Origin of the sequence: Brassicibacter mesophilus (genome assembly GCF_050433385.1) — a bacterium.
GTDB lineage: Bacteria > Bacillota > Clostridia > Tissierellales > Proteiniboraceae > Brassicibacter > Brassicibacter mesophilus.
Map to the genome: position 1 here is coordinate 20,462 of NZ_JBNPXI010000022.1, position 23,961 is coordinate 44,422.

15 protein-coding genes and 1 riboswitch are annotated in these 23,961 nt (G+C 30.4%); of the genes, 13 read left to right on the forward strand and 2 right to left on the reverse strand.

The genetic code is table 11. From position 1 onward, the window contains the following. Positions 1-31 precede the first annotated feature (31 nt). The 7 genes from HNR33_RS18215 to HNR33_RS18245 all read left to right on the forward strand — a co-directional run bounded on the left by HNR33_RS18215 (position 32) and on the right by HNR33_RS18245 (position 12,040). The gene (locus tag HNR33_RS18215; RefSeq protein ID WP_429086150.1) at positions 32-1,882 is read left to right on the forward strand and encodes a TnsD family Tn7-like transposition protein; all 1,851 of its coding nucleotides are present in this window, start codon (positions 32-34) and stop codon (positions 1,880-1,882) included. Next, entirely contained in the window at positions 1,872-2,093 is a 222-nt protein-coding gene (locus tag HNR33_RS18220) for a hypothetical protein (RefSeq protein ID WP_429086153.1), read from the forward strand. The genes HNR33_RS18215 and HNR33_RS18220 overlap by 11 nt, the downstream gene beginning before the upstream one ends. Before the next feature lie 154 nt (positions 2,094-2,247). Then, positions 2,248-3,279 carry a dCTP deaminase domain-containing protein gene (locus HNR33_RS18225; protein WP_429086156.1) on the forward strand — a complete coding sequence of 344 codons (1,032 nt, stop codon included), beginning with the start codon at positions 2,248-2,250 and terminating at the stop codon, positions 3,277-3,279. A 4-nt stretch (positions 3,280-3,283) separates the two neighbouring features. After that, positions 3,284-3,712 carry a dUTP diphosphatase gene (gene dut, locus HNR33_RS18230; protein ID WP_429086159.1) on the forward strand — a complete coding sequence of 143 codons (429 nt, stop codon included), beginning with the start codon at positions 3,284-3,286 and terminating at the stop codon, positions 3,710-3,712. A gap of 548 nt (positions 3,713-4,260) precedes the next feature. After that, positions 4,261-5,001, forward strand: a complete 741-nt coding sequence (locus HNR33_RS18235) for a hypothetical protein (RefSeq protein WP_429086162.1) — start codon at positions 4,261-4,263, stop codon at positions 4,999-5,001. 604 nt (positions 5,002-5,605) lie between these two features. Further along, the gene (locus tag HNR33_RS18240) at positions 5,606-11,446 is read left to right on the forward strand and encodes a tandem-95 repeat protein (protein ID WP_429086270.1); all 5,841 of its coding nucleotides are present in this window, start codon (positions 5,606-5,608) and stop codon (positions 11,444-11,446) included. 405 nt (positions 11,447-11,851) lie between these two features. Continuing rightward, complete coding sequence (locus tag HNR33_RS18245) at positions 11,852-12,040, forward strand: GNAT family N-acetyltransferase (protein ID WP_429086273.1); 189 nt, start codon at positions 11,852-11,854, stop codon at positions 12,038-12,040. A 215-nt stretch (positions 12,041-12,255) separates the two neighbouring features. Here the strand turns inward: HNR33_RS18245 and HNR33_RS18250 are convergent, their stop codons facing one another. Next, positions 12,256-13,014, reverse strand: coding sequence for a protein-glutamine gamma-glutamyltransferase (locus HNR33_RS18250; protein WP_429086165.1), 759 nt, complete (start codon positions 13,012-13,014; stop codon positions 12,256-12,258). Further along, a complete protein-coding gene (locus HNR33_RS18255; protein ID WP_429086168.1) occupies positions 13,011-14,003 on the reverse strand; it encodes a hypothetical protein in 993 nt (330 codons plus the stop codon). The genes HNR33_RS18250 and HNR33_RS18255 overlap by 4 nt, the downstream gene beginning before the upstream one ends. Before the next feature lie 231 nt (positions 14,004-14,234). Beyond that, positions 14,235-14,323, forward strand: a riboswitch (cyclic di-GMP riboswitch). Positions 14,324-14,434: 111 nt separating this feature from the next. On the opposite strand from HNR33_RS18255, the gene HNR33_RS18260 reads away from it, so the two are divergent. From HNR33_RS18260 to HNR33_RS18285, 6 genes are all read left to right on the forward strand, one after another. After that, complete coding sequence (locus tag HNR33_RS18260) at positions 14,435-16,966, forward strand: ABC transporter substrate-binding protein (RefSeq protein WP_429086170.1); 2,532 nt, start codon at positions 14,435-14,437, stop codon at positions 16,964-16,966. A gap of 163 nt (positions 16,967-17,129) precedes the next feature. Further along, complete coding sequence (locus tag HNR33_RS18265; protein ID WP_429086172.1) at positions 17,130-18,131, forward strand: hypothetical protein; 1,002 nt, start codon at positions 17,130-17,132, stop codon at positions 18,129-18,131. 76 nt (positions 18,132-18,207) lie between these two features. After that, a complete protein-coding gene (gene lepB, locus HNR33_RS18270; protein ID WP_429086175.1) occupies positions 18,208-18,795 on the forward strand; it encodes a signal peptidase I in 588 nt (195 codons plus the stop codon). A 323-nt stretch (positions 18,796-19,118) separates the two neighbouring features. Next, the gene (locus HNR33_RS18275; RefSeq protein WP_429086178.1) at positions 19,119-20,054 is read left to right on the forward strand and encodes a DnaJ C-terminal domain-containing protein; all 936 of its coding nucleotides are present in this window, start codon (positions 19,119-19,121) and stop codon (positions 20,052-20,054) included. An 11-nt stretch (positions 20,055-20,065) separates the two neighbouring features. Then, a complete protein-coding gene (gene clpB / locus HNR33_RS18280) occupies positions 20,066-22,657 on the forward strand; it encodes an ATP-dependent chaperone ClpB (protein WP_429086181.1) in 2,592 nt (863 codons plus the stop codon). A 327-nt stretch (positions 22,658-22,984) separates the two neighbouring features. Further along, on the forward strand, positions 22,985-23,947 hold the full coding sequence (locus tag HNR33_RS18285) for a glycerophosphoryl diester phosphodiesterase membrane domain-containing protein (protein WP_429086183.1): 963 nt from the start codon (positions 22,985-22,987) through the stop codon (positions 23,945-23,947). Positions 23,948-23,961: the final 14 nt, after the last annotated feature.

Sequence of the window (23,961 nt, forward strand, 5' to 3'; positions counted from 1 at the left end):
TCTCTTTTTTAAGTTGTTAAGGAGGAAAAACATGATAAGTATCATACCTAGGCCATATTTAAATGAGATAATATATAGTTGGATATTCAGATATCATTTTCTAAATGGAAGCTTTAGTAGTACTCAAACATTTAAAGAACTGTTTAACAGAGAAGTAGTCTATTTAAACTTACTATATCCAACATATTTAGATTGTTTAGTTTCAAAGTTGCCGAAAAGTTGGGAAGTGACTCCAGAAAACTTAATATATAAACACACAATATTTTCTTTTTTTAAACCATTTCTATCGGAACATAGAGTAAAGAAAACTATTGGGATTATGAAGAAAGGAGATACATCAAAACTTAGTTATTATATGGGAATAGAGGCAGGAGAGGTATTTAAAAATAGAGTAATTAAGGTATGCCCTATATGTGACGAAGAGAATACTAATAAATTTCAAGAGACTTATTTAAATAGAATACATCAAATACCTGGGAATTATATATGCACAAAACATAATACAGCGTTAAAGGAATATATTATACCAGACCATGCTAAGGATACAGAATTCATTTCTGTTGAAAAGTGTAATTTAAGTGATTACAGCATGAAACATATCTATAATGAATTGTATGAATTATCAAAGGAAATAGATTTAATAATGGATGGAACTTTGAAAAATTATGATATAGATAAGATAAAAGAAAAATATCGTAAAAAATTGGAAGTGGAAGGATACAAAAGTTTAAAAGGAAGAGTAAATCAAAAGAAATTAATGAGAGATTTTTTAAATCATTATTCAGCAGAGTTATTAGAAAAACTACAATCACCTATTTATGAAAACAAGAGCGACTACTGGCTTAAATTAATAACTCATAAAAGCTACAATTATCCTATTCATCCAATGAGACATTTACTATTCATTAAATTTTTATTTGGCGGGGTCAAGCAATTCGTTGACTTTGAAGAAGAGTACAAGCCCTTTGGAGAAGAGCCTTGGATATGCTTAAATCCTGTAGCTGACCATTCTGATGAACCTGTGATGCAACAATGTGAAGTAAAGAAGAGATATGAAGGGAAAGGAAAACATATTACTCTAGGAACATTTAGATGTGAATGCGGATTTGAATACACGATAAGAGAATCTTACTATAATAGTGGCGATATATATAAAAAAAGAAGAATTATCAATTTTGGTCATATCTGGGAGGACAAGCTTAAGGAATTGCTTTCTCAAAACAAATATAGCTTAAGGGAAATTGCACAATTGATGGGAACAAATAAAACTACAGTTGGAGAATATAGAGATAAAATAACTAGCCCTCTGATATCACCAAATAATAATACAGATAAAAAAAGCAAGAATTTGAAAATCTATAAAGAAAAAATTAAAATAGCTATTGCAGAAAATAATGAAATAACTAGAACAGATATAAGAAATCAATTGAGTAAAGAATATTTATATCTTCGCAATAATGAACCTGAATGGTTAGAGAAGAATCTACCTGAAATAATTAAATATGTACCTCCAAATAAAGATTTAAGTAAAAAGGATAAAGAGATGAAAGAAAGAGTTATTACTGCAATTCAAGAAATACTAAAAGATGAGGGTAAGCCTAGGAGAATATCACTTGCATATCTTGCAAAGAAAGTAAATTATAGTGGTATAAGGAGTAAAGAGCTGTTAAAGAAGCTACCCCTAACTAGGAAAGCTATCGAAGATAATATGGAGTCTATAGAGGAATATAAGAAGCGTCGCATTAGATATATTATTAAGCAAATGAACAGTAATAACGAAAATATTACTTTAAGTAACATCATACGTCATATTAACTGTCAAGCTATAGGCTATGAGAAGATAAAGAGATTGGTTAATGAATGGTTGAATGATGAAAAGTAATACTGAACAAGTTTTCCTATTAAAGTATGCTTTTGTGGTGGAGAGACTTTATAATGTATTATCGATATCATTCAGATGCTTAATAGCTAAGAGAGAAATGAATGTTCAAATTGAAGAGGTTGTAATATATTTAAAAACGAAATTAGCTGATGGCGAGAAATTATTAGGATACGATGATAAATTGTTAGAGGTAACTGATTTTCAAGGCTAGAGTTTATGCTTTAGTCTTTTTTATTAAATGTCGATATATGACGAACAGTTTTGGAAGGAATTACTGAACTTTATTAGAAATTATATTAGAGCTAATTTAAATTGAAAAGCAGGATAAGTAAAAATAAAATTCTTAAAATAAAAGGGTGTTTATAATGGAAACAAGTATTGAGTTAACAGGATTCTTATCTGATACAAATATTAAGGATTATATAAAAAATAAAAAAATAGCTATATGCCCATATGAAGAAGAAAATTTGACACCATTAGGTTATAACTTAACTCCGACAGAATTTATATTTTCTACTAATAATAAATTATTAGTAAATATTAATAACGATAATGACGAGAAGTATTGTTATATTGAGCCTCATGATACAGTTTTAATTTTGACCAGAGAGGCAATTTGGGTTTCAAATGAAATTGCAGGAACATTTCATTCAAAGGTAGGGGTTGTATCCCAGGGATTTGGCCATATATCTACTACACTAGATCCAAATTGGCAAGGACCTTTGCTGATATCTCTAAACAACCCCACTAATCAAAAACTAAAATTTGTTATAGCTAAAATTAGTGATCCACAAAACAAATCTGATGAGTTATCATTTAAATATTGTTCTTTTGTAACTTTAATATTTTATAAACTAGTTTCGCCTACAACAAGCGACCATGATAACCCTTCTTGTAGATTTGACTTATTAAATAGAGTTGTAATAGAACCAAAACAATCTTTATGGAGCAAAATATTATTTGGCAAAAAATATAGAAAGCATTATAATGAACTAAGAAAGTTTATTAGTAATATAGGTAGTATAGATTTTATCAAGCTAGGTATAAAAGGGGAAAATGATATAATCAATGCTGAAGATTTTGAGAAAAAATATGAGAAATTTACTGAAACTATCAAATTTTATACTGATGCAGCTCATTCTGCAAACAAAGAAATTATTAGCATAAAATATTTTAAAACAAAATTAAAAAAAATAATTCTATTTATTATATATATACTACCTTTAGGTTCATATCTATACTTAGGATGGAAATTAGGTATTAGAAATGAAAAACCATCTACAGATGGATATATGTTCTTAGTATATATAGCAGCAATAGTACCACTTGTAATTGAAACTATTAAGCCCATGTTTAATATTATCACTAAGTACTTTATTAATGAAAGGGGAATATAAAACTATGAATATAAAAATTAAAAGAATAAATAATTCAGCTAAGTTACCAGAATATGCACATGATGGAGATGCAGGAATGGATTTATTTTCTATTGAGGAAAAAGTCATTGAAGCTGGTGAAGTAGCTTTAATACATACAGGAATTAAGATAGAGTTACCTCAAGGAACTGAAGCTCAAATAAGACCCAGAAGTGGGCTTGCGTTAAAGAATTCAATAACTGTACTTAATACACCAGGAACAATTGATGAAGGGTATAGAGGCGAAATAGGAGTTATATTAATTAATCATGGAAAGGAAAGCTTCAAAGTTGAGAAAGAAATGAAGGTTGCTCAAATGGTAATCAAGCCAGTATTTAAAGTTAAGATTTTAGAAGTTGATGATTTATCTGATACTGAAAGAGCTGAAGGAGGATTTGGTTCTACGGGAAATTAAATAAAAGTGTAATTTTCTAATATAAAGTTATACTAATTGCAGAAATATTATACAATACTAAAACAGAAGGCATATGTATTTCTAAGTGCTTAGTAGATGTACTTTATAGAAAAAGAATTATGCGAAAAGAATAGTATTTGAAGCCCTTGAAGAGAGCTTTCCTGATATTAGTACTAATTATGGATTTAATAATAAGAAGAGAGAAAGTATAGTAGTGAAAGCATTTCAAATGATGCTATACTAGAGTTGCTTGGTTTTTTTTATGAAGTCAGCAAAGAAACTAAGACAGGTAAATATGAGGATAAGGAAAAATTCAAAGATTTTATGAATTAGTAATCGATAAAACTCTAAAATAGGAGTTCTTAGATATTATAAAGAAAGAATAAGAAATAGAAAGTTGAAAGTAAATATAAAAGAGTTAATAAAAGAGACTGGAAATTCCAGTCTCTTTTATTAACTAATAATTTATAGAAAATGAAGGAAATTGAAATTTTATGTCGTATTTATGAAATATAACTAAAATTTGGAAGATGAAATGGGAGGTTAGAATGGAAAAGCAAGATTTAAATATATGGATTTTATTTAAGGAAGAATACTCAGTTGCTCTTTTTAAACAAGAAAAACTAAAGAAACTAAGAATATTTATGATCATTATACTTATTCTTCAAATAGTAGTTTTATTACCACTATTTATTACAAAACCCAAATTCATATTAGCATATATTCCCACAGTTATAATAGTTTACTTTATAATGACTTTCTTGATATGCATATTGAATGAAATACCCAAAAAAGCTGTACTTGGTGGTATTAAAAAAATACTGGAAGAAAGTGAAAAATTATTAAAAGAGGATCTAGAAGAAAGTACAATCCTTGGAGAAAATTCGATTGAACAAATTAAAAATAATATTAATATAGAAAATGTCCCCAAAAAGTTAGTATTAAATACATTGTTATATAGATTAAAACAAAAGAATATACAATTATTAATTACTTTTCCTATAGTCGCGACAATGACATTTAAATCTTTACAATTATTACCTAGGTATTTGTTCGATTTTGTTAATCTATTCAATTTTAAATGGTTTAATGATATTAAGAGTGCATTTGATGCTGCATATAATAATAGTTCAATAGGAAGTTTAGTAGATTTATTTCCACTTTTTTTTATAGCATATCTATTAACTATTTATTATTTTGAAGTTGAAAGAATAAACTTGGTTATTAATAAAATTGAATATATAATTAGCAGTATTGATTTAATAAATGAAGAAGAAAATATTAATTAATATTATGTTTTTTAGGTTGCCCTCATAACTATGTTTTTGAGATAGATAGTATATAATAATAGATTGATACTCAAAATCATAATGATCAATTTTCTTGTATATATTTTAATAATGATAATGGCGTCTAAACGAAATTTCTTTCCAACTTTATTTTCCTATTTTTCTTATATAAATAATACAAAATATAAATTTCTTCCCAACTTTATTTTTTCTTATATATAATTTTTCAACGAAAAATGAAGTCTTAACAGGAATATTTCTTCCCGACTTTATTTAACTATAACAGTTAATTCCTTCACATATTATCAAGTAAAATAGTAAATAATAATTTGTGATAAAACAGGCCATTAATTTGGCCTGTTTTTTAATCTTAAAAGATACAAAAAAAGTAAAAAGGATTTTATTTAAATATGTGGAAGTATTAAAGATTATGATTTCAATTTTATATTTAAGAATATTAATTTAAAATATAGAGAAATAGAAGTATGAATAAAGTTTAAAAGCGAATCTTATCTTAAAAACACTGAAAAGTCTGAAATTGCTTAAGTAGCGTTTTTAATAAAGATAATATGAAGCATCAATAAAAAGGGGGATTATAAATTTGATGAAAGTATGTAAAAAAATATTTTTGATTTTATTGCTTATGGTTTTTATTGTAGGACAGTATCAAAATGCCTATACAGTAGATATTGGAACTAACATAGTGACTAATGGTGATGCTGAAGCCATAGCTGATTGGACAAACCCTGAAGGTAGATGGAGTAGCATGTATCCTCCAACTTATGGTGGAACTAGTAGTCCTCAAGGGGCAAACTGTTTTGAACTTTATAATGCTCCAGCTAATGGCCTTAATCTCCAAAAAGAGCTTTATCAGATAATTGATGTTTCAAGCTTAAGTACTAAAATAGACAATAATGCATTAGAGGTTGATGCTAGATCATATATATTTAGGGGATATGATTCAGGTTCTATTTTGCCAGAAGCTGCATTAAAGATAGAAGCTCTTAATTCTTCTGGTGAGAATCTAGATACTTTTTCGGTTCAAGAAACAGGTCCTATTTCTCAATGGGTAAACAAATCTATCAATTCTCAAAAGCTTCCAGTGGGTACTAGGAAATTGAAGGTTGTACTATATGGAGATGTTAGGCCAGACTCTTATGTTAGATTTGATGATATATCATTAGTTTTAACAGTATTGAATATTCCGCCAACAGTAAACTCTAGTACTAAAACTGAAATGGAAAATTCAACATTATCATTTACACAAACAGATTTCACAAACAATTATATTGACAAAGATGGAGATAGTTTAACTAATATACAAATAACTTCATTACCTGATAATGGTACACTGAAGCTGAATGGCGCAAACATAGCAATAAATCAGGTAATACCAGTCGCAGATTTAAATAGTATAAATTTTGTGCCAAATGCAGATTGGCATGGAACCACATCTTTCAAATGGAAAGGGTATGACGGTGAGATATATTCATCAAATGAGGCTACATTAACGATTCAGATCGAAGCAATTGTAGATTCAGATGGAAATGTTTCTGCTAGTGCTGTGATAGATGAACCTGTACCTATTTCTACCACAATTGATACGACAGGTGAAGCAATAGATATATTTGACTTTACCATATCAGATGGTGGTAGCAGAGATGGTTTGCCACTAAGTATTACTGAAATTTCAGTTAATGTTAGTGGAACATCAACTGATGTTGAAAGAAATCAAATCACATACAGATTAAATGGAGCTGATGCATCCAATGTAACAGGTACGTATAATGATGGCTTACATACAGTTACATTCTCTGATCTTAGCATATCTGTAGCTGATGGTGGTAGTGAAACCTATACAATCAATACATATTACAATGATAATACTAACCTTACTGAAGGTCATACACTAATACTATCAGTAGATGGGGATACAGACTTTACTGTTGATTTATCGGGTACTCAAATGGGGGCAACAGCAGCTGTCACTAATGGCATTGGAAGCACGGTTGATGTTATCGCCACCCAATTAGCTTTTGACACTCAGCCTAATAGTTCAATATCAGGGTCTGCTTTTGCAACTCAACCAGTTGTAGCTGCCCAGGATGACTTTGGTAATATAGATGTAGATTTCAGTGAAATAATAACACTAACGGAAAGTAGTTCGGGTAGTTTAACTGGTGGAAAATATACCTATGCTGCATGTGGCATAGCTACATTTACTAACTTGAACTACACAGCTACATCTGACCAAGAAAGCTTTACATTGACAGCCAATGACCAAGATGATGTAGGTACAGATTTACCGACAGTTGATTCTAATACTGTTACCTGCGATGTAGTAGCACAAAAACTAATTTTTACAACTGAACCTCTCCCTACAACTGTATATAGTGGAGAAGCAATGAGCTTTACTACAGTACCTGTTATTCAGGCAGTAGATGCAAGTGATATTGTTGATAGTGGATATTCTACTAAAATTACTATCTCAACGGTAAATGGTGGGGGTAGCGCTACTTTGCTTGGAACTGGAGACTCAGATACTGATAGTTCAACAGTTACACTTAGCCCTTCATCTGGAGCAGCTACATTCACTGGATTAGAGATTACATATACAGCATCAGGGTTTAGTAATGAAGCCTTTAAGTTAATAGCTTCATCAGGAGGATTAATACCTGCTTATAGTGATGAATTTACAGCGATAGTAAATGTTCCACCATCCTTTGATGAAGGAGATACCCACATTATAGATATTGATGAAAATACACCAAATGATACAATTATAACCACATTGGGTGTAACTGATAGTGATATCGGAGCTAATCTCACCATTAGCATTACAGGTGGAAATATAGGAGATGCTTTTAGACTTTCAACTGCATCAGAGACCAGTACTGGTGAGAGCATACCAATTGATATTATTGTGAATAACAGTAGTGAATTGGATTATGAGACAAGGACGTCCTATGACTTGACGATAGAAGCAAGTGATGGGATGAAAACTGATACCATAACTGTAACCATTAATCTTAATAATCTTAACGACAATAGTCCATGGATAACAGCTGATTCCTTCTCAATTGATGAGAATAGTCCTAATGGAACATCAGTAGGAAAAGTAAAAGGAAGTGACCTAGATGGAGATGTATTAATCTATAGTATAACTTCAGGTAATGATAGCGGAGCTTTTGCTTTGGACAGCAGTACTGGAGAAATCACAGTAGTAGATGAAACAAATCTGGATTATGAGACTACGACAGAATATCTGCTAAATATATCCTGTTCTGATGGTATAAACGATGGTTGTGCAGATATTACTATTAATATAAATAATATAAACGATAATGTACCGATAATCGATGATCTAACGATAAATATTAATGAAAATACTGAAAATGGCACAGTTATTGGCACAGTAACCGCAAGTGATGCAGATGGTAGCTTAAATCCCAATATATATAGTTTTATCAGTGGAAATGAAAGCGAAGCATTTTCTATGAATTCTGATACAGGACAAATTACAATTGCAGATGAAACGAAGATAGACTATGAATTGACAACTTTGTATTCTTTAATAATAGAAGTTACAGATGGAAGTTATACAGATACAGCAACCGTGACTATAAATGTAAAAGACCTAAATGATAATTCACCAACGATAACAAATATAGGGAATATATCAATTGATGAAGATAATTCAACAGGTCAAATAGCTTTTACAATAGGTGATAAGGAGACAAGTGCTTCAAGTTTACTGATAACAGTTACATCAAACAATCACGATTTAGTACCAAATGAAAATATAACTTTAGCAGGAACAGATGAAAATAGAACAATAGAAATAACTCCAGCAGCAAATGAAAATGGAACAGCAATGATAACAGTGAAGGTTAGTGATGGAGAAAAACAAACAAGTGAAAGCTTTGTAGTAACAGTAAATCCAGTAAACGATAAGCCAATTGCAAATGATGATAACTATAGTACGGATGAAGATATACTATTGGTTATAGATATAGTAGATATTTTAGCTAATGATTTCGATGTAGATAAAGATGATGAGATAAGTATTGTATTATTTACTCAGCCAAGTAATGGAACAGTAACATCAACAGTCTATGGTACGGTATATAGCAGTGTATATAATGAAATACATTACACACCTGATTTGAATTTTGTAGGGATAGATAGTTTTACTTATACAATAGAGGATAAATCAGGAGCAAGGGATACAGCCAATATAAAAATTAATGTAGGCTCAGTAAATGATGAACCCATAATAAGCTCTATTTCAAATATAATAATAAATGAAGATGAATCGATAGAAATAGGCTTCTCAGTAGATGATGCAGAAACTAATCTAAATGATTTAGATATATATGCAACATCATCAAACAACATACTGTTACCAACAGAAAATATATTCTTTAGTGGTAGTGGAGAAAATCGAATAGTAAAATTAGTACCTGAAAATAACAAATATGGGGATGCTACAATAAGGATATTTGTAAATGATGGATTAAATGAAATATATGAAGAATTTACTTTAAATGTTAACTCAGTAAATGATATACCATTGGCAGTAAATGATAATATAAACACAAAAAAGGATACTTCAGTAACAATAGATGTACTATCAAATGATAGTGATATAGAAGGAGATACATTAAACATAATAAATGTAACTCAAGGCAGTAACGGAACAGTAGTAATAAACACAGACAATACAATTACATATACACCAAAGAGTGGATTTAGTGGAACAGACAGCTTTGAGTATACAATAAGTGATGGAAATGGTGGAGAAAATAAAGCAACAGTAAATATAACGGTTAATTCTACAATAAAATCCAATAATGCTAATCTAAGCAATATAGCAATAAGTAGTGGGAATCTCTCTCCTGACTTCAGTAAGAATATTACACAGTATCAAGTAAATGTAGAAAATAGTGTAAATAACATAATGATAATGCCAACAGTGGAAGAAGCACATTCAAGAATAAAAGTAAGTGGAGAAGAAGTGATAAGTGGTAATTCATCACAAGCAATAAACTTAAATGTAGGGTCAAATACAATAAATGTTGAAGTAACAGCAGAAGATGGAGTAACTAAAAAAACATATACAATAATAATAAAAAGAAGTAAAGCTTCAAAAGATGATGACGATGATGAAGATGATGAAGAAAATCCTCAACCGAAGTTAGAAGATATATTAATAAATGGAAAAGCAGAAGATATGGCAACAGCAGAAGTACTACATGAAGATGGGAAAACTATATTAGAAGTTACGATTGATGATGAAAAAATACAATATAGGCTAGAAAGCATAGGAAAGAATAGCACGGTAGCAATACCAATAAGTGGAGATTTTGATAGAGTATCTGGCCAATTAAATGGTCAGACAGTAAAGAATATGGAAGCAAAGGAAGCAGTATTAGAAATAAAAACAGAGAATGCATCCTATATTCTTCCAGCATCGCAAATAAATATAGATAGTATATCCCAAGAGATTGGCTCTGAAGTAGAATTAAAGGATATAAAAGTAAAAATAGAAATATCAAAACCATCAGAAGATATAGTAAAGATAGTTGAAGATACAGCTAATAAAAACAACTATCAAATAATAGTTAAGCCAATTGAGTTTAACATATACTGTAGTTATGAAGATAAAACAGTAAAAGTATCAAAGTTCAAAAGCTATGTAGAAAGAATGGTTAAAATTCCAGATGGAATAGATCCATCTCAAATAACGACAGGAGTTGTACTTAATGATGATGGTACATTTACTCATGTACCAACAACAATAGTTGAAATTGAAGGAACATATTATGCAAGGATTAATAGCTTAACTAACAGTACTTACTCAGTTATCTATAGTCCAAAGACATTTAAAGACGTAGAGAATCATTGGTCAAGGGAAGCAGTAAATGATATGGCATCAAGACTAGTAATAAATGGGGTAAGTGAAAATATATTTGAACCAAATAGAGATATAACGAGAGCAGAATTTGCAGCAATAACAGTAAACGCATTGGGACTAATGAGAAAGGGAGAATCAAAGGAAATATTTGTAGATGTAAAGGGTAATGATTGGTATTATGATGCTGTAAGTAAAGCTTATGAGTACAAATTAATATCAGGCTATAATGATGGAACATTTAGACCTAATGATAAAATAACAAGAGAAGAGGCTATGGCTATTATTGCCTCAGCAATGAATTTAACTGGATTAAATAGTCATATTTCTGAAAATGATATTGATGCTATATTAAATAACTATAGTGATGGTAATAATATATCAACTTGGGCTAAGGAAAGTGTTGCAAGATGTATCATACAAAATATAGTTACAGGTTATGATAATCAGTTGATGGTCAAAGAAAACATAACTAGAGCTGAAACTACTACGATTATACAAAAAATGTTAAAGGTAGCGAAGCTCATATAATGTGGAGAGTTAAGTTGACCAAAACCAATATGTTCGTTTTTGCTATCAATATGTTCTTTTCCCAGTAAATCTGAATATATTTCTAGATAAAATTGCATATAATAATAAGTTATGAGAAACAGGTCATTAAATTGGCCTGTTTTTTAATAGAATCAAAGGTGCGGTCTAGGATGTCCTCATTAAAGAAGATAATTAAATTTATGAGAATCGCAAGATATCTTATTTTATGTTTTATACCGGGGCAAGAATGGTTGTAATGATATATCAATGGGATCACCCTGTGGATAAAATTACATATTTAGTTTTAATTCAGCAAATAGAAAGCTTAAAATAAAAGTTAACTCAATTATTCAACAGCCATTACCTCAATCTACGTTAGATGCTGGAATACATCAAATATATGGAATTGCATGGACTGGTAGAGGGCTGGCAAGAAATATGTTGAGAATAGCTATCCAGTTCGGAAAGGATAGTGGTCTGCCTAAGGCATCGCTTGAAGTAGATGTAAAAAACAAAGATGCTTTAACCCTTTATACAAATGAAGGGTTTGAAAAGCTGTATGGACTTGCAGTATATCTCTATCATCTACAGTAAGATAGCAGATATAACTTAACAAAGAGAATTAAGCAAAGTAGTGAATTAGTCTTTTTATGAAGATATTTTATTAACAACAATCATAAGAACATGAATAGAGTACATGTCAACTCGAATCATCTATACACAATGCTTACTTTAAAAAAATATAATCAATAGTCAAATAATTAACTTAAAAGACAAGGTAAAAGGTACTTTTTACCTTGTCTTTTAAGTTAAACATAACTATAGTATATATAAGCCAAATGCTTAAAATTTGGATGAGTTGCTGAATTTATTAAATAAGCTGACCTTCTAGATCCTTCTTTTCTATTTTCATTTAATTCTCTTATTATTTGTTCTCCAGTTAATATTCCCATACCATGCCCATAATATCTTCCATTTCCCAAATCTATAGCATTTTCACCTTGTAATTCAGGGGTTAGAGGATTTACATCGGGGTTTTTAAAATATCTGCAATCACCTGGTAAATAATCTTCTTCATTCACATAATATCCAATATCAAGATTCTTATCTAGATAGCTCCAGTTCATTAAATGTATACTTGAAAATAACTTATTAAAAAGTTCCTCAGGGAATATATCAAGAACTGCTTTATAAAACACAATAACCATAGCTGTAGCACATTCAGTGCCATATTTTCTACCATTCATAAAGATATCATTTATTGCTTTACTAGGAACTGCATTTCTTTTTAGTAAAAATCCTCCTTCTCTAGTAAGTTCCCAAAAGTTAGTATTACAATAAGCTTTACGAAAGACTTTAAATGCTAATCCACTTCTATTCAATCTTATAGATGCATTAACAATATTTGAACGAATCTTAAGCTCAAAACGTAGCTCATCTAATGAAGAATATCGATACACCTTTGAACTTTCAGATAAAATATTTATGATTTTTCGTTCAATAATATTTGCAGGATAGTTTTCGATAATATTATTTGGAGGGATTATTCTACCGTTTATCCTAATCATAATGACCCTCCTTTAGCTTTTGCTATATTGATTTGACTAGCTATAGGGTATCTGATCCATTCTTTCCACCATGTATTGTCTTTACGATATGTCATATAAGAAAAGCTTGAAAGAAGGGTTTTAGCATCATTATTTAGTTTTTTAAACGAATTTAATACATTGTTTTCCTTATTAGTTAATGGATCAACAAATTCTCCAGTATCAATTAATATTTTTTTACATAAATACTTAGCTTCTAAATTTACTTCATAAGGGATAGGCTCACTTGTTAGCTGAAAACTCTCACCTGTATAATATAAAAATGGACTGTTTTCTTCAAACCATTTTATAAAATATGTGTATTTTTCCTCGTTGCTTTTTGGGCTATTTATACTTATACCGGGGATAAAGCTTAAAAGCTTATTTGCCAGCCTCACTTCTTTTTTATCTGTGGATTTTAAATGCTCTGCTAATAAATAAAGACTCTTAAGTTCGCGTGATTCAAAAAGTGCCCATACAAGATCGTGAATATAGAAACCTCTTTTGTATCGGTCAAAAACTAAATCTACTATAATTGGTAGCTCTGAATTATCATTAAATGATTTTATTAGGAGTATAGCAGCTTTATCTAATACTTCGTCGAAATCATTATTAAGCCCATCATCAGTATAACCACTTTCGAGTATCCATTTTAAAGTAGTTTGAGTTGAATGAGTATGTTCAGATGACAGGGTAGTTGCAAAAGAAATATCCTTTTTCTCATCTCTTATTCCATCAATAAATCCCAGTGCTACTCTGTTTTTATAGCTTAGTTCTTTAGTGATGTTAAATTCATTAATTTTATCTTGTAGCAAAAACAATGAAGTAAAACTTACATTTTGTTCATTAATTAATTCTACGGCTTTTTTAATATTTTTTTTAGCAGTTGAATCAAAAAGGTCTTTCATATTTTCAGTGCCATTATCTATCCTTGTTTTATCCAAAAGGTTTGTAATGTTTATTTGATTCATTGAACTTTATACCCCCTTGCGTTTAGATGATATATTATATAATATTGCTAAACTAATTTTGTGTTTATCAAAGTGCAAAAAAATATTATAAATATGTTAAAATAAATAATAAAATTGTATTAGCTAAATTGTTTAAAAATTGAGATAAGTAAATCTAAAACAAAAAACGACAAAATACTATGATATAATGTAAGGATATTAGTGCTATTTTAAATATGTTGAAATATCAAAATTTGATAAAGGCAAACTTATTGAAAGATAGGGACGCAAAGCCAAGGACCTAAGGCAAGGAAAGCTTGTTATGGTAGCCGGTTGCCGAAAAGCAAAAGATATGTCTTTTTATGCCCTTTTCGGTATGAGAAGACATTTTTTGTAGCAAGAGAATATGTATTTAAGAAACAACTATATTTTAAAATAGGGAGGTAGTTACTTTGAAAAGGAACAAAATTTTAATTTTAAGTTTAATTACTCTTTTAATTTTTTCATCATTCCCTGTACAAGCTGATGACAGCAATTTACAGCATAATGACAATAAAACATATGAGCAGTTAGCTGAGCTGTCTGAATCCATAGTTTTAATTAAAGCCTATAATGAAAAGGGAGAGGTTGAAAAATTTGGATCAGGAGTAGTTATTAGTGAAAATGGTCTTATTATAACAAACTATCATGTGCTTGAGGGTGGAGTTTACTTCGGTGTAGTTATGGAAGGTATGGAAGAAGGTTATGAATATGGCACAATAAATGTATTAGGGTTATCTCAAGAAGCTGATTTAGGACTGATTAAAATAAATGTACCAACAAAACCATTAAATATTGGAGCTACTGAGAATTTAAAAAAGGGGCAAAAGGTAGTAGCAATAGGAAACCCTTTAGGTTTTGAAAATACAATTTCTGACGGTATTATTTCTGCTATTAGAGACTTTGATGGAGTAGAAGTAATCCAGACAACAACACCAATCTCTCCAGGAAGTTCAGGAGGTGCACTCATGGACATGAATGGAGATTTAATTGGAATAACTACGTTAGTTACAGTAGATGGACAAAATTTAAACTTTGCAGTATCAAGTAAACATATATTTGAATTGTTAGAAGATAAAAATACAAAAATGAACATGGAAATCTGGGGACAGAATGGTCTGTTTGAATATGGTGATTCTTCTATTGTATTTGATACATTTAACTACCATCATAACAATAAACACATAATAAACTTAATTTCAAATAATGAAACTAAAATGGACTTCAGTATTTTTATTCTAAGTGAGAACTTTAGAAATCAAGTTGAAGAATTATATATAAATAACATACAAGAAATTGCAAAAAAATATGAGATTAAAGACTATGAATTTAATTTGTTCGCAGGAGAAAGTACATTTACATATCAATACTATAACGGCAAAATAAAGAATAAAAAATGGACATATCCTAAGAATGATAGTAAGTCAAAAGAGAATATTTTAAAGATTAACTTAGGAAATGAAATATATTCACTAGATCATCAGCTTACCATAAATTCGGATGAATATCATATAATAAGCAACATGTTTGAAGGCTTAATGACTGAAAAAAATGGAGAAATGCAACTCGCAATGGCAAAAAATTATACCGTGTCTGATGATGGAAAAACTTATACTTTTTATTTAAAAGATGCTAAATGGTCTGATGGGGAGCCAGTAAAGGCTTCACATTTTGAATATGCGTGGAAAAAGGCACTAAATCCAGATGAGTTTGTATTCGATGCATTTAAATTATATTGTATTGAAGGTGCACAGAATTATAATGAAGGTACAGGAAGAATAGAAGATGTTAAAATTAAGGCTATTAATGACAAAACATTACAAGTCAAACTAACTCAGCCAACTCCATACTTCGTAAAGTTAATTTCTTTACCAGTTTATTTACCACTACGAAAGGATATAGTTGAGCAATCACCATATGACTGGGCTGAAAATCCAATAACAGCAATTAGTAATGGGCCATTTCGATTAGAAGAGTTTGAGGAAGGAACCAAAGTAACTCTTGTTAAGAATGATGAATACTATAATAAGAGTGTTGTAAAGTTAGATAAAATTGAATTCTATATGTTTGAAGATGAAGATATAGCAATAAGTGCATATAATGCAGGAAGGTTTGATGTAGTAGAAGATATTTCTTTACAAAATATATCTAAAATAAAGGATAAAGATAAGGTTGTAAAAAAGTTTTCTAGTATGAGTACATGGTATTTTAAGCTTAATACAACTAATTCTCCTTTTGACAATGTTAAGGTAAGAAAGGCTCTTTCACTTGCCATTGATAGAAAAAGCATAATCGATAATGTCTTAAAGAATACAGATAAGCCAGCTACAGGGCTTGTTTCTCCAGGTATATACACATCAGAAGGAAATGATTTTAGAGATGTGGCTGGAGATTATGGAATAGAAGTTGACAAAATTAAAATGGAGGAAGCCAAAAAATTATTAGCAGAAGCTGGATATCCAAATGGCGAGAATTTTCCAGAGAGTACAATTCTATGTAGTAATAATGAAACAAACAAAGCGATATGTGAAGCAACAAAAGATATGTTAGAAAAAACTCTAGGCATTAAAGTCAATATAGAGATTGTAGAATTTGGTACTATGCTAGAAAGAGAAGCTCAAGGGGAGTATATGATAGTATTCTCTGGATGGACGGCAGATTACCCTGATCCAATGACATTTCTTGAGCTAATGACTTCAGATATAGAAGGTGGCCAATCTGGATGGCTAAATGATGAATATAATAAATTAATTGATGAGTCTAATAGTGCTAAAGATAAAGAAAGAGATGAAATGCTAATCGAAGCCGAAAAAATATTAATTGAAGATTCAGTGATTATTCCTATTTTTTATGAAACTGATAATGTGATAGTAAATGAAAATATCAAGAATATAGATAGGACAGGATATGGATATTGGTATTTTGGCAGAGTAGAAACAAAATAGATCGATTAGGAGCAGACTATGATATGGCCTGCTTCTTTTTTTGAGAATTAATGATTAAACTAGTAAGAAGGAAATTTCTAAAAAAAATAGAACTATATTACAATAGAGATGAGTATTTATAAACAGAATATTTCTATTATAAAATATATAGGAGGAAGCGTTAATGAAAAAAATCATTATCGTATTGTTTTTTCTTTTAATAACATCTGTTGGATGTCAGAAAGAAGTAGCTCAAGACAACCCAGAAATAGATGTTGAAGAACCAATAGTTGATGAAGAAAAGGGTGCAGATAATGAAATAATCAGAGAGTTTTATGTTATGGTAAGAGATGAAAAAAGCTCAGATGATTTGATGAAATTTCTAGATGAAAATATAGAGAAAGTACATAACAAAGAAAAGCAGAACGAGATGCTAGATACAATGTTTAAAGGGTATAGACAGGAAACAATAGAAATTGGGTTAAATGATTTTAAAAAATGGATACAATACTGCGAAAAGTATATATATGGCTTAGACTTTAACAACCAGCAAGATATTGATAAGATAGAAGATACTGATAGCGAATTTAAAGCTATAGTACAGGATAGCTATGATAAAGGATATACATTTTTGTGGTGGGGAGGAACTTTATGGATAGGGCCTGATTACAAAATGCTCTTAGATAAATATAGCAATTATATGAGTGAGCCTTTACACGCATATATATCTACATATGCAGACATAATATATGATCCAATATTTAAAATAAAAGGATATACGTATGATTCTGAGACTCCAAAGGATATGATAGAGCTTTTAGTAAGTAGTGATGAAGTTATAGAAAGAATGTTAAGACTAGAGAATGTGTTCCACAAATATCCAGATGATAGACCGTTTTGGGAGATGGAAATGCTATATGAGTTTCATTTAGGTACGTTTTTACAAGGACTTCCAGTTTTTATTGAAGATGAAAATGAACTAATAGAAATATATAGCTCATATAAAGTAGAATATCCAGATACTAATTTAGCACCATATATGGATGAATATATAGAATTACTCAAATCTGACAGCTTTAAAGAATACAAGAAAGCATGCGAAAATAATGTTGATCCTGAAGGACGTTGGGAATTTAGAGATAAAGTAAGTGAAATTATTCAAGAGATAAAGCAAAAATATGATTGATGTTCAAATTATTTTTGTGATACATTTAAAGATAGTCAGAGTTTTAAAGCTGAAGATGAAGAGAGGGTGAATACTTATGGACAAAAATATTTTTATAAGAGAGCTTCTAGAATGGGTAAAAACAATATCGTTTGCTTTTATTGCAGCACTAGTTATCAACATTTTCATTTTTGAAATGACAGCAGTTAATGGCGTTTCTATGTATCCTACTTTAAACAATAACGATAGATTATTTGCTGTTAAGATAAATCAATTATTTGAGAAGGTACCAAACCATGGTGATATAGTTATTGTAGATGGAAATACTAAGAGAATAAGGACTTTTAAGGATGAAGTTAAGGATAGTGCAATAGTAAGCACAATAACAAGGAATGAAAATAGAGATATGCTGATAAAAAGAGTCATAGGAAAGCCAGGAGATGTATTAGAATTTAGAGATGGAGAGATGTACAGAAATGGAAAGCTTTTAGAAGAAAACTATATTAAAGAGAAAATGAAAATGGAAGATTTTAAAGTTGTAGTTCCTGATGATCATGTCTTTGTTATGGGGGATAATAGGAATGACAGTAAAGACAGTAGAGTGGTTGGACCTATCCCAATGAAAAATGTAAGAGCAAAAGTGTTGTTTAGAGTGTTTCCATTTAGCAGAATGAATAAATTCTAGTATTTTCAAGTTTAACATATCCAAGTTCAAATCTAAATATACTTGAATATGAATAAAATAGAACGTTCATGTGTTGAAGATTTTTAGAAGGCTATAGGCATGCTATTACCTGTTTTATTCATATTCATATTTCCATATCATATGTCCATAGATTAATCTCAAAAATAGACTGAATAAACATATATGAACATATACATATTAATACTATATTAATACAAAAATACTTAGGTAAAAATATTGATTTTTCAATAAAAAAAGCATATAATATAAAATGAAGGTCAAAGAAAGTCAAAGTAAAACTTTGGTACGAGGTGAATGATTATATGAAATATAAAGATTATTATGAGACACTTGGAGTTACTAAGAGTGCGTCTAATGACGAGATAAAAAAAGCATACAAGAAGCTAGCAAAAAAGTATCACCCTGATTTAAATCCAGGAGATAAAACGGCCGAAGAAAAATTCAAAGAAATAAATGAAGCATATGAAGTATTAGGAGATGAACAGAAAAGAAAGAAATATGATACTTTTGGACAAGGATATAATTTCCAGAATGGTGCTGATTTTGATCCTTCTCAATATGGTTTCGGAGGATTTAATGACGGAAACGCAGACTTTAGTGATTTTTTCAATATGTTTTTTGGAGGAAACCAGAGCTTTAGCTCAAGAAGCTACAGTACTAGTGGATTCAATATAAAAGACATGTTTTCAGGCAGAGGAAGGCATAAAAAAGGTGAGGACGTTGAAACAGAGATTGAGATAGATATTAGAGAAGCGTATGAAGGTGCCAGCAAAACCATAGGCTTTACTTCTAATGGAGAAACAAAAAAAATATCAGTTAAGATTCCATCAGGGATACTGCCAGGCAAGAAGATTAAACTAAAGGAGCAAGGCGGCAGAGGTATAAATGGTGGAAGAAATGGAGATTTATATTTAAAAGTAAAGATTAGAGATAATGACGAGTTTAAATTGGAAGGACTAGATTTAATAAAAGACGTAAAGTTGTCTCCGTGGGAAGCAGCATTAGGATGTGATATCATAGTTCAAACGATAAAGGACAAAATAAAGATAAAAATTCCTTCAGGTATTCAAACCGACGAAAAGATTAAGCTTAAAGGCTTAGGATATAAAGACATGAATGGAAACAAGGGAAACTTATATGTGAAAACTAAGATTGTTAATCCAAAGCATATGAGTGAAGAAGAAAAAAAACTTTATGAAAAACTAAGCCAGATATCAAACTTTAATCCAAGAAAATAGAGGTGATAAGTATGAATCTTGAAAAATTTACTCAAAAATCAACAGAGGCCATTTCAAAGGCTACTGAGCTAGTAATAAAAAATGAAAATCAACAGATAGAGGATATTCATTTGCACTTAGCATTATTAGATCAAAGTGAAGGACTTATTCCAAAATTGATACAGTTTATGGGAGAAAACCTTGACTTTATTAAATCGGATGTCGAAAAAGAGATAGAAAAGCTTCCAAAAGTTTATGGACAAAGTGTGAGTACACCATATCCTAGCAGGGTATTGACTAAGATATTGATAAATGCTGAGGATGAGGCAAGAAAGTTCAAGGATGAATACATTAGTGTTGAACATATATATATTTCTCTTCTAAAAGAAAGAAATACTATTTCTGAAAAGGTATTTAAAAAGTATAATATAACACTTCAAAGATTTTTAGAAGTGCTAAATAAGGTCAGAGGAAATCAAAACATAACCTCAGATAACCCTGAAGACACATATAATGTACTTCAAAGATACGGAAGAGATTTAGTAGATGAGGCTAGGAAGGGTAAGCTTGACCCTGTTATAGGAAGAGATGGAGAGATAAGAAATACAATAAGGATATTATCTAGAAGAACAAAAAATAACCCTGTACTAATAGGGGAGCCAGGTGTAGGTAAGACTGCTATAGTAGAAGGTTTAGCACAAAGGATAGTAAATGGAGATGTACCGGAAGGATTAAAAGATAAGACTATATTTTCACTTGATATAGGTGCTTTGATAGCAGGTGCAAAGTTTAGAGGAGAATTTGAAGAAAGGCTTAAAGCTGTACTAAAAGAAGTCGAAAAATCAGATGGGAAAATAATACTGTTTATAGATGAAATTCACAACATAGTTGGTGCAGGAAGAACAGAAGGGGCTATGGATGCAGGCAATATCTTAAAACCTATGCTGGCTAGAGGTGAGCTTCACTGTATAGGAGCCACTACATTAAATGAGTATAGAAAGTATATTGAAAAGGATGCTGCCCTTGAAAGAAGATTTCAAAAGGTTATGGTAGACCAACCTACAGTTGAAGACACTATTGCTATACTTAGAGGGCTTAAAGAAAAATATGAGATTCATCACAAGGTTCGTATATCAGACAGCGCGGTTATTGCTTGTGTTATGCTCTCAGACAGGTATATAAGTGACAGATTTCTTCCTGACAAAGCTATAGATTTAATGGATGAGGCAGCTTCTATGCTTAAGATGGAAATAGATAGTATGCCATTTGAGCTAGATGAAATTAGAAGAAAAATTATGCAGCTTCAGATAGAGGCGCAGTCATTGAAAAAAGAAAAAGATCAAGACTCATTAAATAGACTTGAAAGCATACAAAAAGAAATATCGCAGCTTGAAGAAAAATCAAACGAATTAAAAGCACAATGGGAGCTTGAAAAGGAAAATATAAACAAGATAAGTGACATTAAGAAAGATATCGAAGCAACGAAGCTAGAGATTGAAGAGGCAGAAAGAAAATATGATTTAGAGCGAGTAGCATTTTTAAGATATGGCACGCTTTCTGAACTACAGAAAAAGCTTGAAGAAGAAAAAGCAAAGCAAAATAATAGAAAAGAAAATATGCTCAAGGAAGAAGTAACAAATGTAGAAATAGCAGAGATAGTTGCACGATGGACTGGAATACCAGTATCTAAGCTAGTAGAAGGTGAAAGACAAAAGCTTATTCATTTAGAAGAAATACTTCATAAAAGGGTGATAGGTCAGGATGAAGCAGTCAGAGATGTATCAAATGCTGTTATTAGAGCTAGAGCGGGACTTAAGGATATATCTAAACCAATAGGCTCATTTATATTCCTCGGGCCTACTGGTGTAGGAAAAACAGAGCTTGCTAAAACAGTAGCAGAGGTACTATTTGATACAGATAAGAATATCATAAGAATTGATATGAGTGAGTATATGGAAAAACACTCTGTATCAAGGCTTATAGGTGCGCCTCCAGGATATGTTGGGTACGATGAGGGAGGGCAGCTTACTGAAGCTGTTAGAAGAAAGCCTTATAGCATAGTTTTATTTGATGAGATTGAAAAGGCACACCCAGAAGTATTTAACGTGCTGCTACAGGTACTAGATGATGGAAGACTTACAGACAATCAAGGAAGAACAGTTGATTTTAAAAATACTATTATTATCATGACTTCTAATATAGGTTCGGATTATTTGATTAATGGAATAGATGAAAAGGGAGAAATTACTGAGCGTACAAAAGAAATGGTAATGGATAGAATGCGCTCAAGCTTTAGACCAGAGTTTTTGAATCGTATTGATGAGGTAATAATGTTTAAGCCATTATCAGAAAATGAAATATATAGGATTATTGATTTGATTCTTGAAGATATAAAGGAAAGAGTCAGAGATAGACATATTGAAATAGATCTTGCTAACAGCGGAAAAGAGTATATTTTGAAGCATGCTTATTCACCTATATATGGGGCACGTCCTATTAAGAGATATCTCCAGAAATTTATTGAAACTGAAATAGGTAAGATGATAATTAGAGGAGAAATAAACGATAATGACAATATAATAATTGAAGCTAGAGATGATGAATTGATAGTTAGAAAGCAGTGATGGTTTTAAGAGAGAATACAATATTATATAGTAAAAGCAATATAAACATTATCACAAATCATGATTTATGCGAAACTAATAGAGAAAAATAGGTATATCTCTATTAGTTTTTTTTACCCATAGGAAAGTTCTAATCTACATTAATATAAACTTTCCGTTAAATGGGTTTCAAGAAAGGCTTCCTTAATCTATTAATGCTTCAATAGAAGCCTTTTTTATTTTAGTGCTAAAGAAGCATAAGTTATAAATTACATATTATAGGGATATATGATAGAATGGTTATAGTGTTTTTATAGTAGATTATTACATTATATGAGGAGTGATGGAATGGATTTTTCAAGGTTTTCAATCATGTCTATAACAGAAATACTAGATAGAACATTTGATATTCATAAAAAGAATATAGGTACTTCTGCTTTATATATGTTTGTGCTTAGTATCATATCTATAGTAGTTGGATTAATATTTGTTTTTGTAGGAATGGTGCCATTAACAATGATAATGGGAAGTATTTCGATGTTAGGATATGGGGCTTCAGATGTGCAAGTGTTTATATGGATTGCAGTTATGTTTGTCGTTCTCGGGGTAGTATTTTATGCAATAGAGCTGGTTAGGCAATCTGGAGTTATTATAATAGGTTCAAATGGATTTTTAAAGAAAAAAACTGATATTGGAAATGCTATGGAAGGGATGTTTAGGAATATACCACGTATGTTGAGTGTAATACTTGCTGGAACGCTGTTGTTCATACCCATAGTAATTGTTTTTGGTGGAGTAATGATAGCTTTTATTAAAAATTATGAAATAACTTATAGTGTATTTTCCCTTATAGGCATTATAGTATCTGGACTTATTTTATTAGTATGGTTTATATACTTTATGACTGTACATATTTATTCTGCTCATACAGCTATAATAGAGAAGCTTACGTTTTTTAAAGCCTTAGAAAGAAGTAGAGCGCTTGTTAAGAATAATTTTTGGAAGACGCTAGGTAGCTATGTATTGTTTGTTCTAGTAGTTGGGGCTGTATCTTTTTCTATTTACACAGTCTTAGGGATTATAGCAGGTATAATTTATCTAATATTAGGTTCAAGTGGCATTAACCAGAATTTATTAACTATGCTTCTGATGTTAGGGAATATATTGAGGATACCTATTCAGATAATTATTTCATTGTTTATTGGACCATTAACAGGAATATTCATAACAATTCTTTATTATAATCAAAGATTTAAGAAAAATGGTCATGACATAGAATTAAATCTTATGGAACTAAAGAATACCAAGTAAAATAGTAGAGGAGA

What these genes read in the sequence shown, in the direction of transcription:
- HNR33_RS18215 (WP_429086150.1), top strand. Translation starts at nt 32, where the DNA reads ATGATAAGTATCATACCTAGGCCATATTTAAATGAGATAATATATAGT.
- HNR33_RS18220 (WP_429086153.1), top strand. Translation starts at nt 1,872, where the DNA reads ATGAAAAGTAATACTGAACAAGTTTTCCTATTAAAGTATGCTTTTGTG.
- HNR33_RS18225 (WP_429086156.1), top strand. Translation starts at nt 2,248, where the DNA reads ATGGAAACAAGTATTGAGTTAACAGGATTCTTATCTGATACAAATATT.
- dut (WP_429086159.1), top strand. Translation starts at nt 3,284, where the DNA reads ATGAATATAAAAATTAAAAGAATAAATAATTCAGCTAAGTTACCAGAA.
- HNR33_RS18235 (WP_429086162.1), top strand. Translation starts at nt 4,261, where the DNA reads ATGGAAAAGCAAGATTTAAATATATGGATTTTATTTAAGGAAGAATAC.
- HNR33_RS18240 (WP_429086270.1), top strand. Translation starts at nt 5,606, where the DNA reads ATGAAAGTATGTAAAAAAATATTTTTGATTTTATTGCTTATGGTTTTT.
- HNR33_RS18250 (WP_429086165.1), bottom strand. Translation starts at nt 13,014, where the DNA reads ATGATTAGGATAAACGGTAGAATAATCCCTCCAAATAATATTATCGAA.
- HNR33_RS18255 (WP_429086168.1), bottom strand. Translation starts at nt 14,003, where the DNA reads ATGAATCAAATAAACATTACAAACCTTTTGGATAAAACAAGGATAGAT.
- HNR33_RS18265 (WP_429086172.1), top strand. Translation starts at nt 17,130, where the DNA reads ATGAAAAAAATCATTATCGTATTGTTTTTTCTTTTAATAACATCTGTT.
- lepB (WP_429086175.1), top strand. Translation starts at nt 18,208, where the DNA reads ATGGACAAAAATATTTTTATAAGAGAGCTTCTAGAATGGGTAAAAACA.
- HNR33_RS18275 (WP_429086178.1), top strand. Translation starts at nt 19,119, where the DNA reads ATGAAATATAAAGATTATTATGAGACACTTGGAGTTACTAAGAGTGCG.
- clpB (WP_429086181.1), top strand. Translation starts at nt 20,066, where the DNA reads ATGAATCTTGAAAAATTTACTCAAAAATCAACAGAGGCCATTTCAAAG.
- HNR33_RS18285 (WP_429086183.1), top strand. Translation starts at nt 22,985, where the DNA reads ATGGATTTTTCAAGGTTTTCAATCATGTCTATAACAGAAATACTAGAT.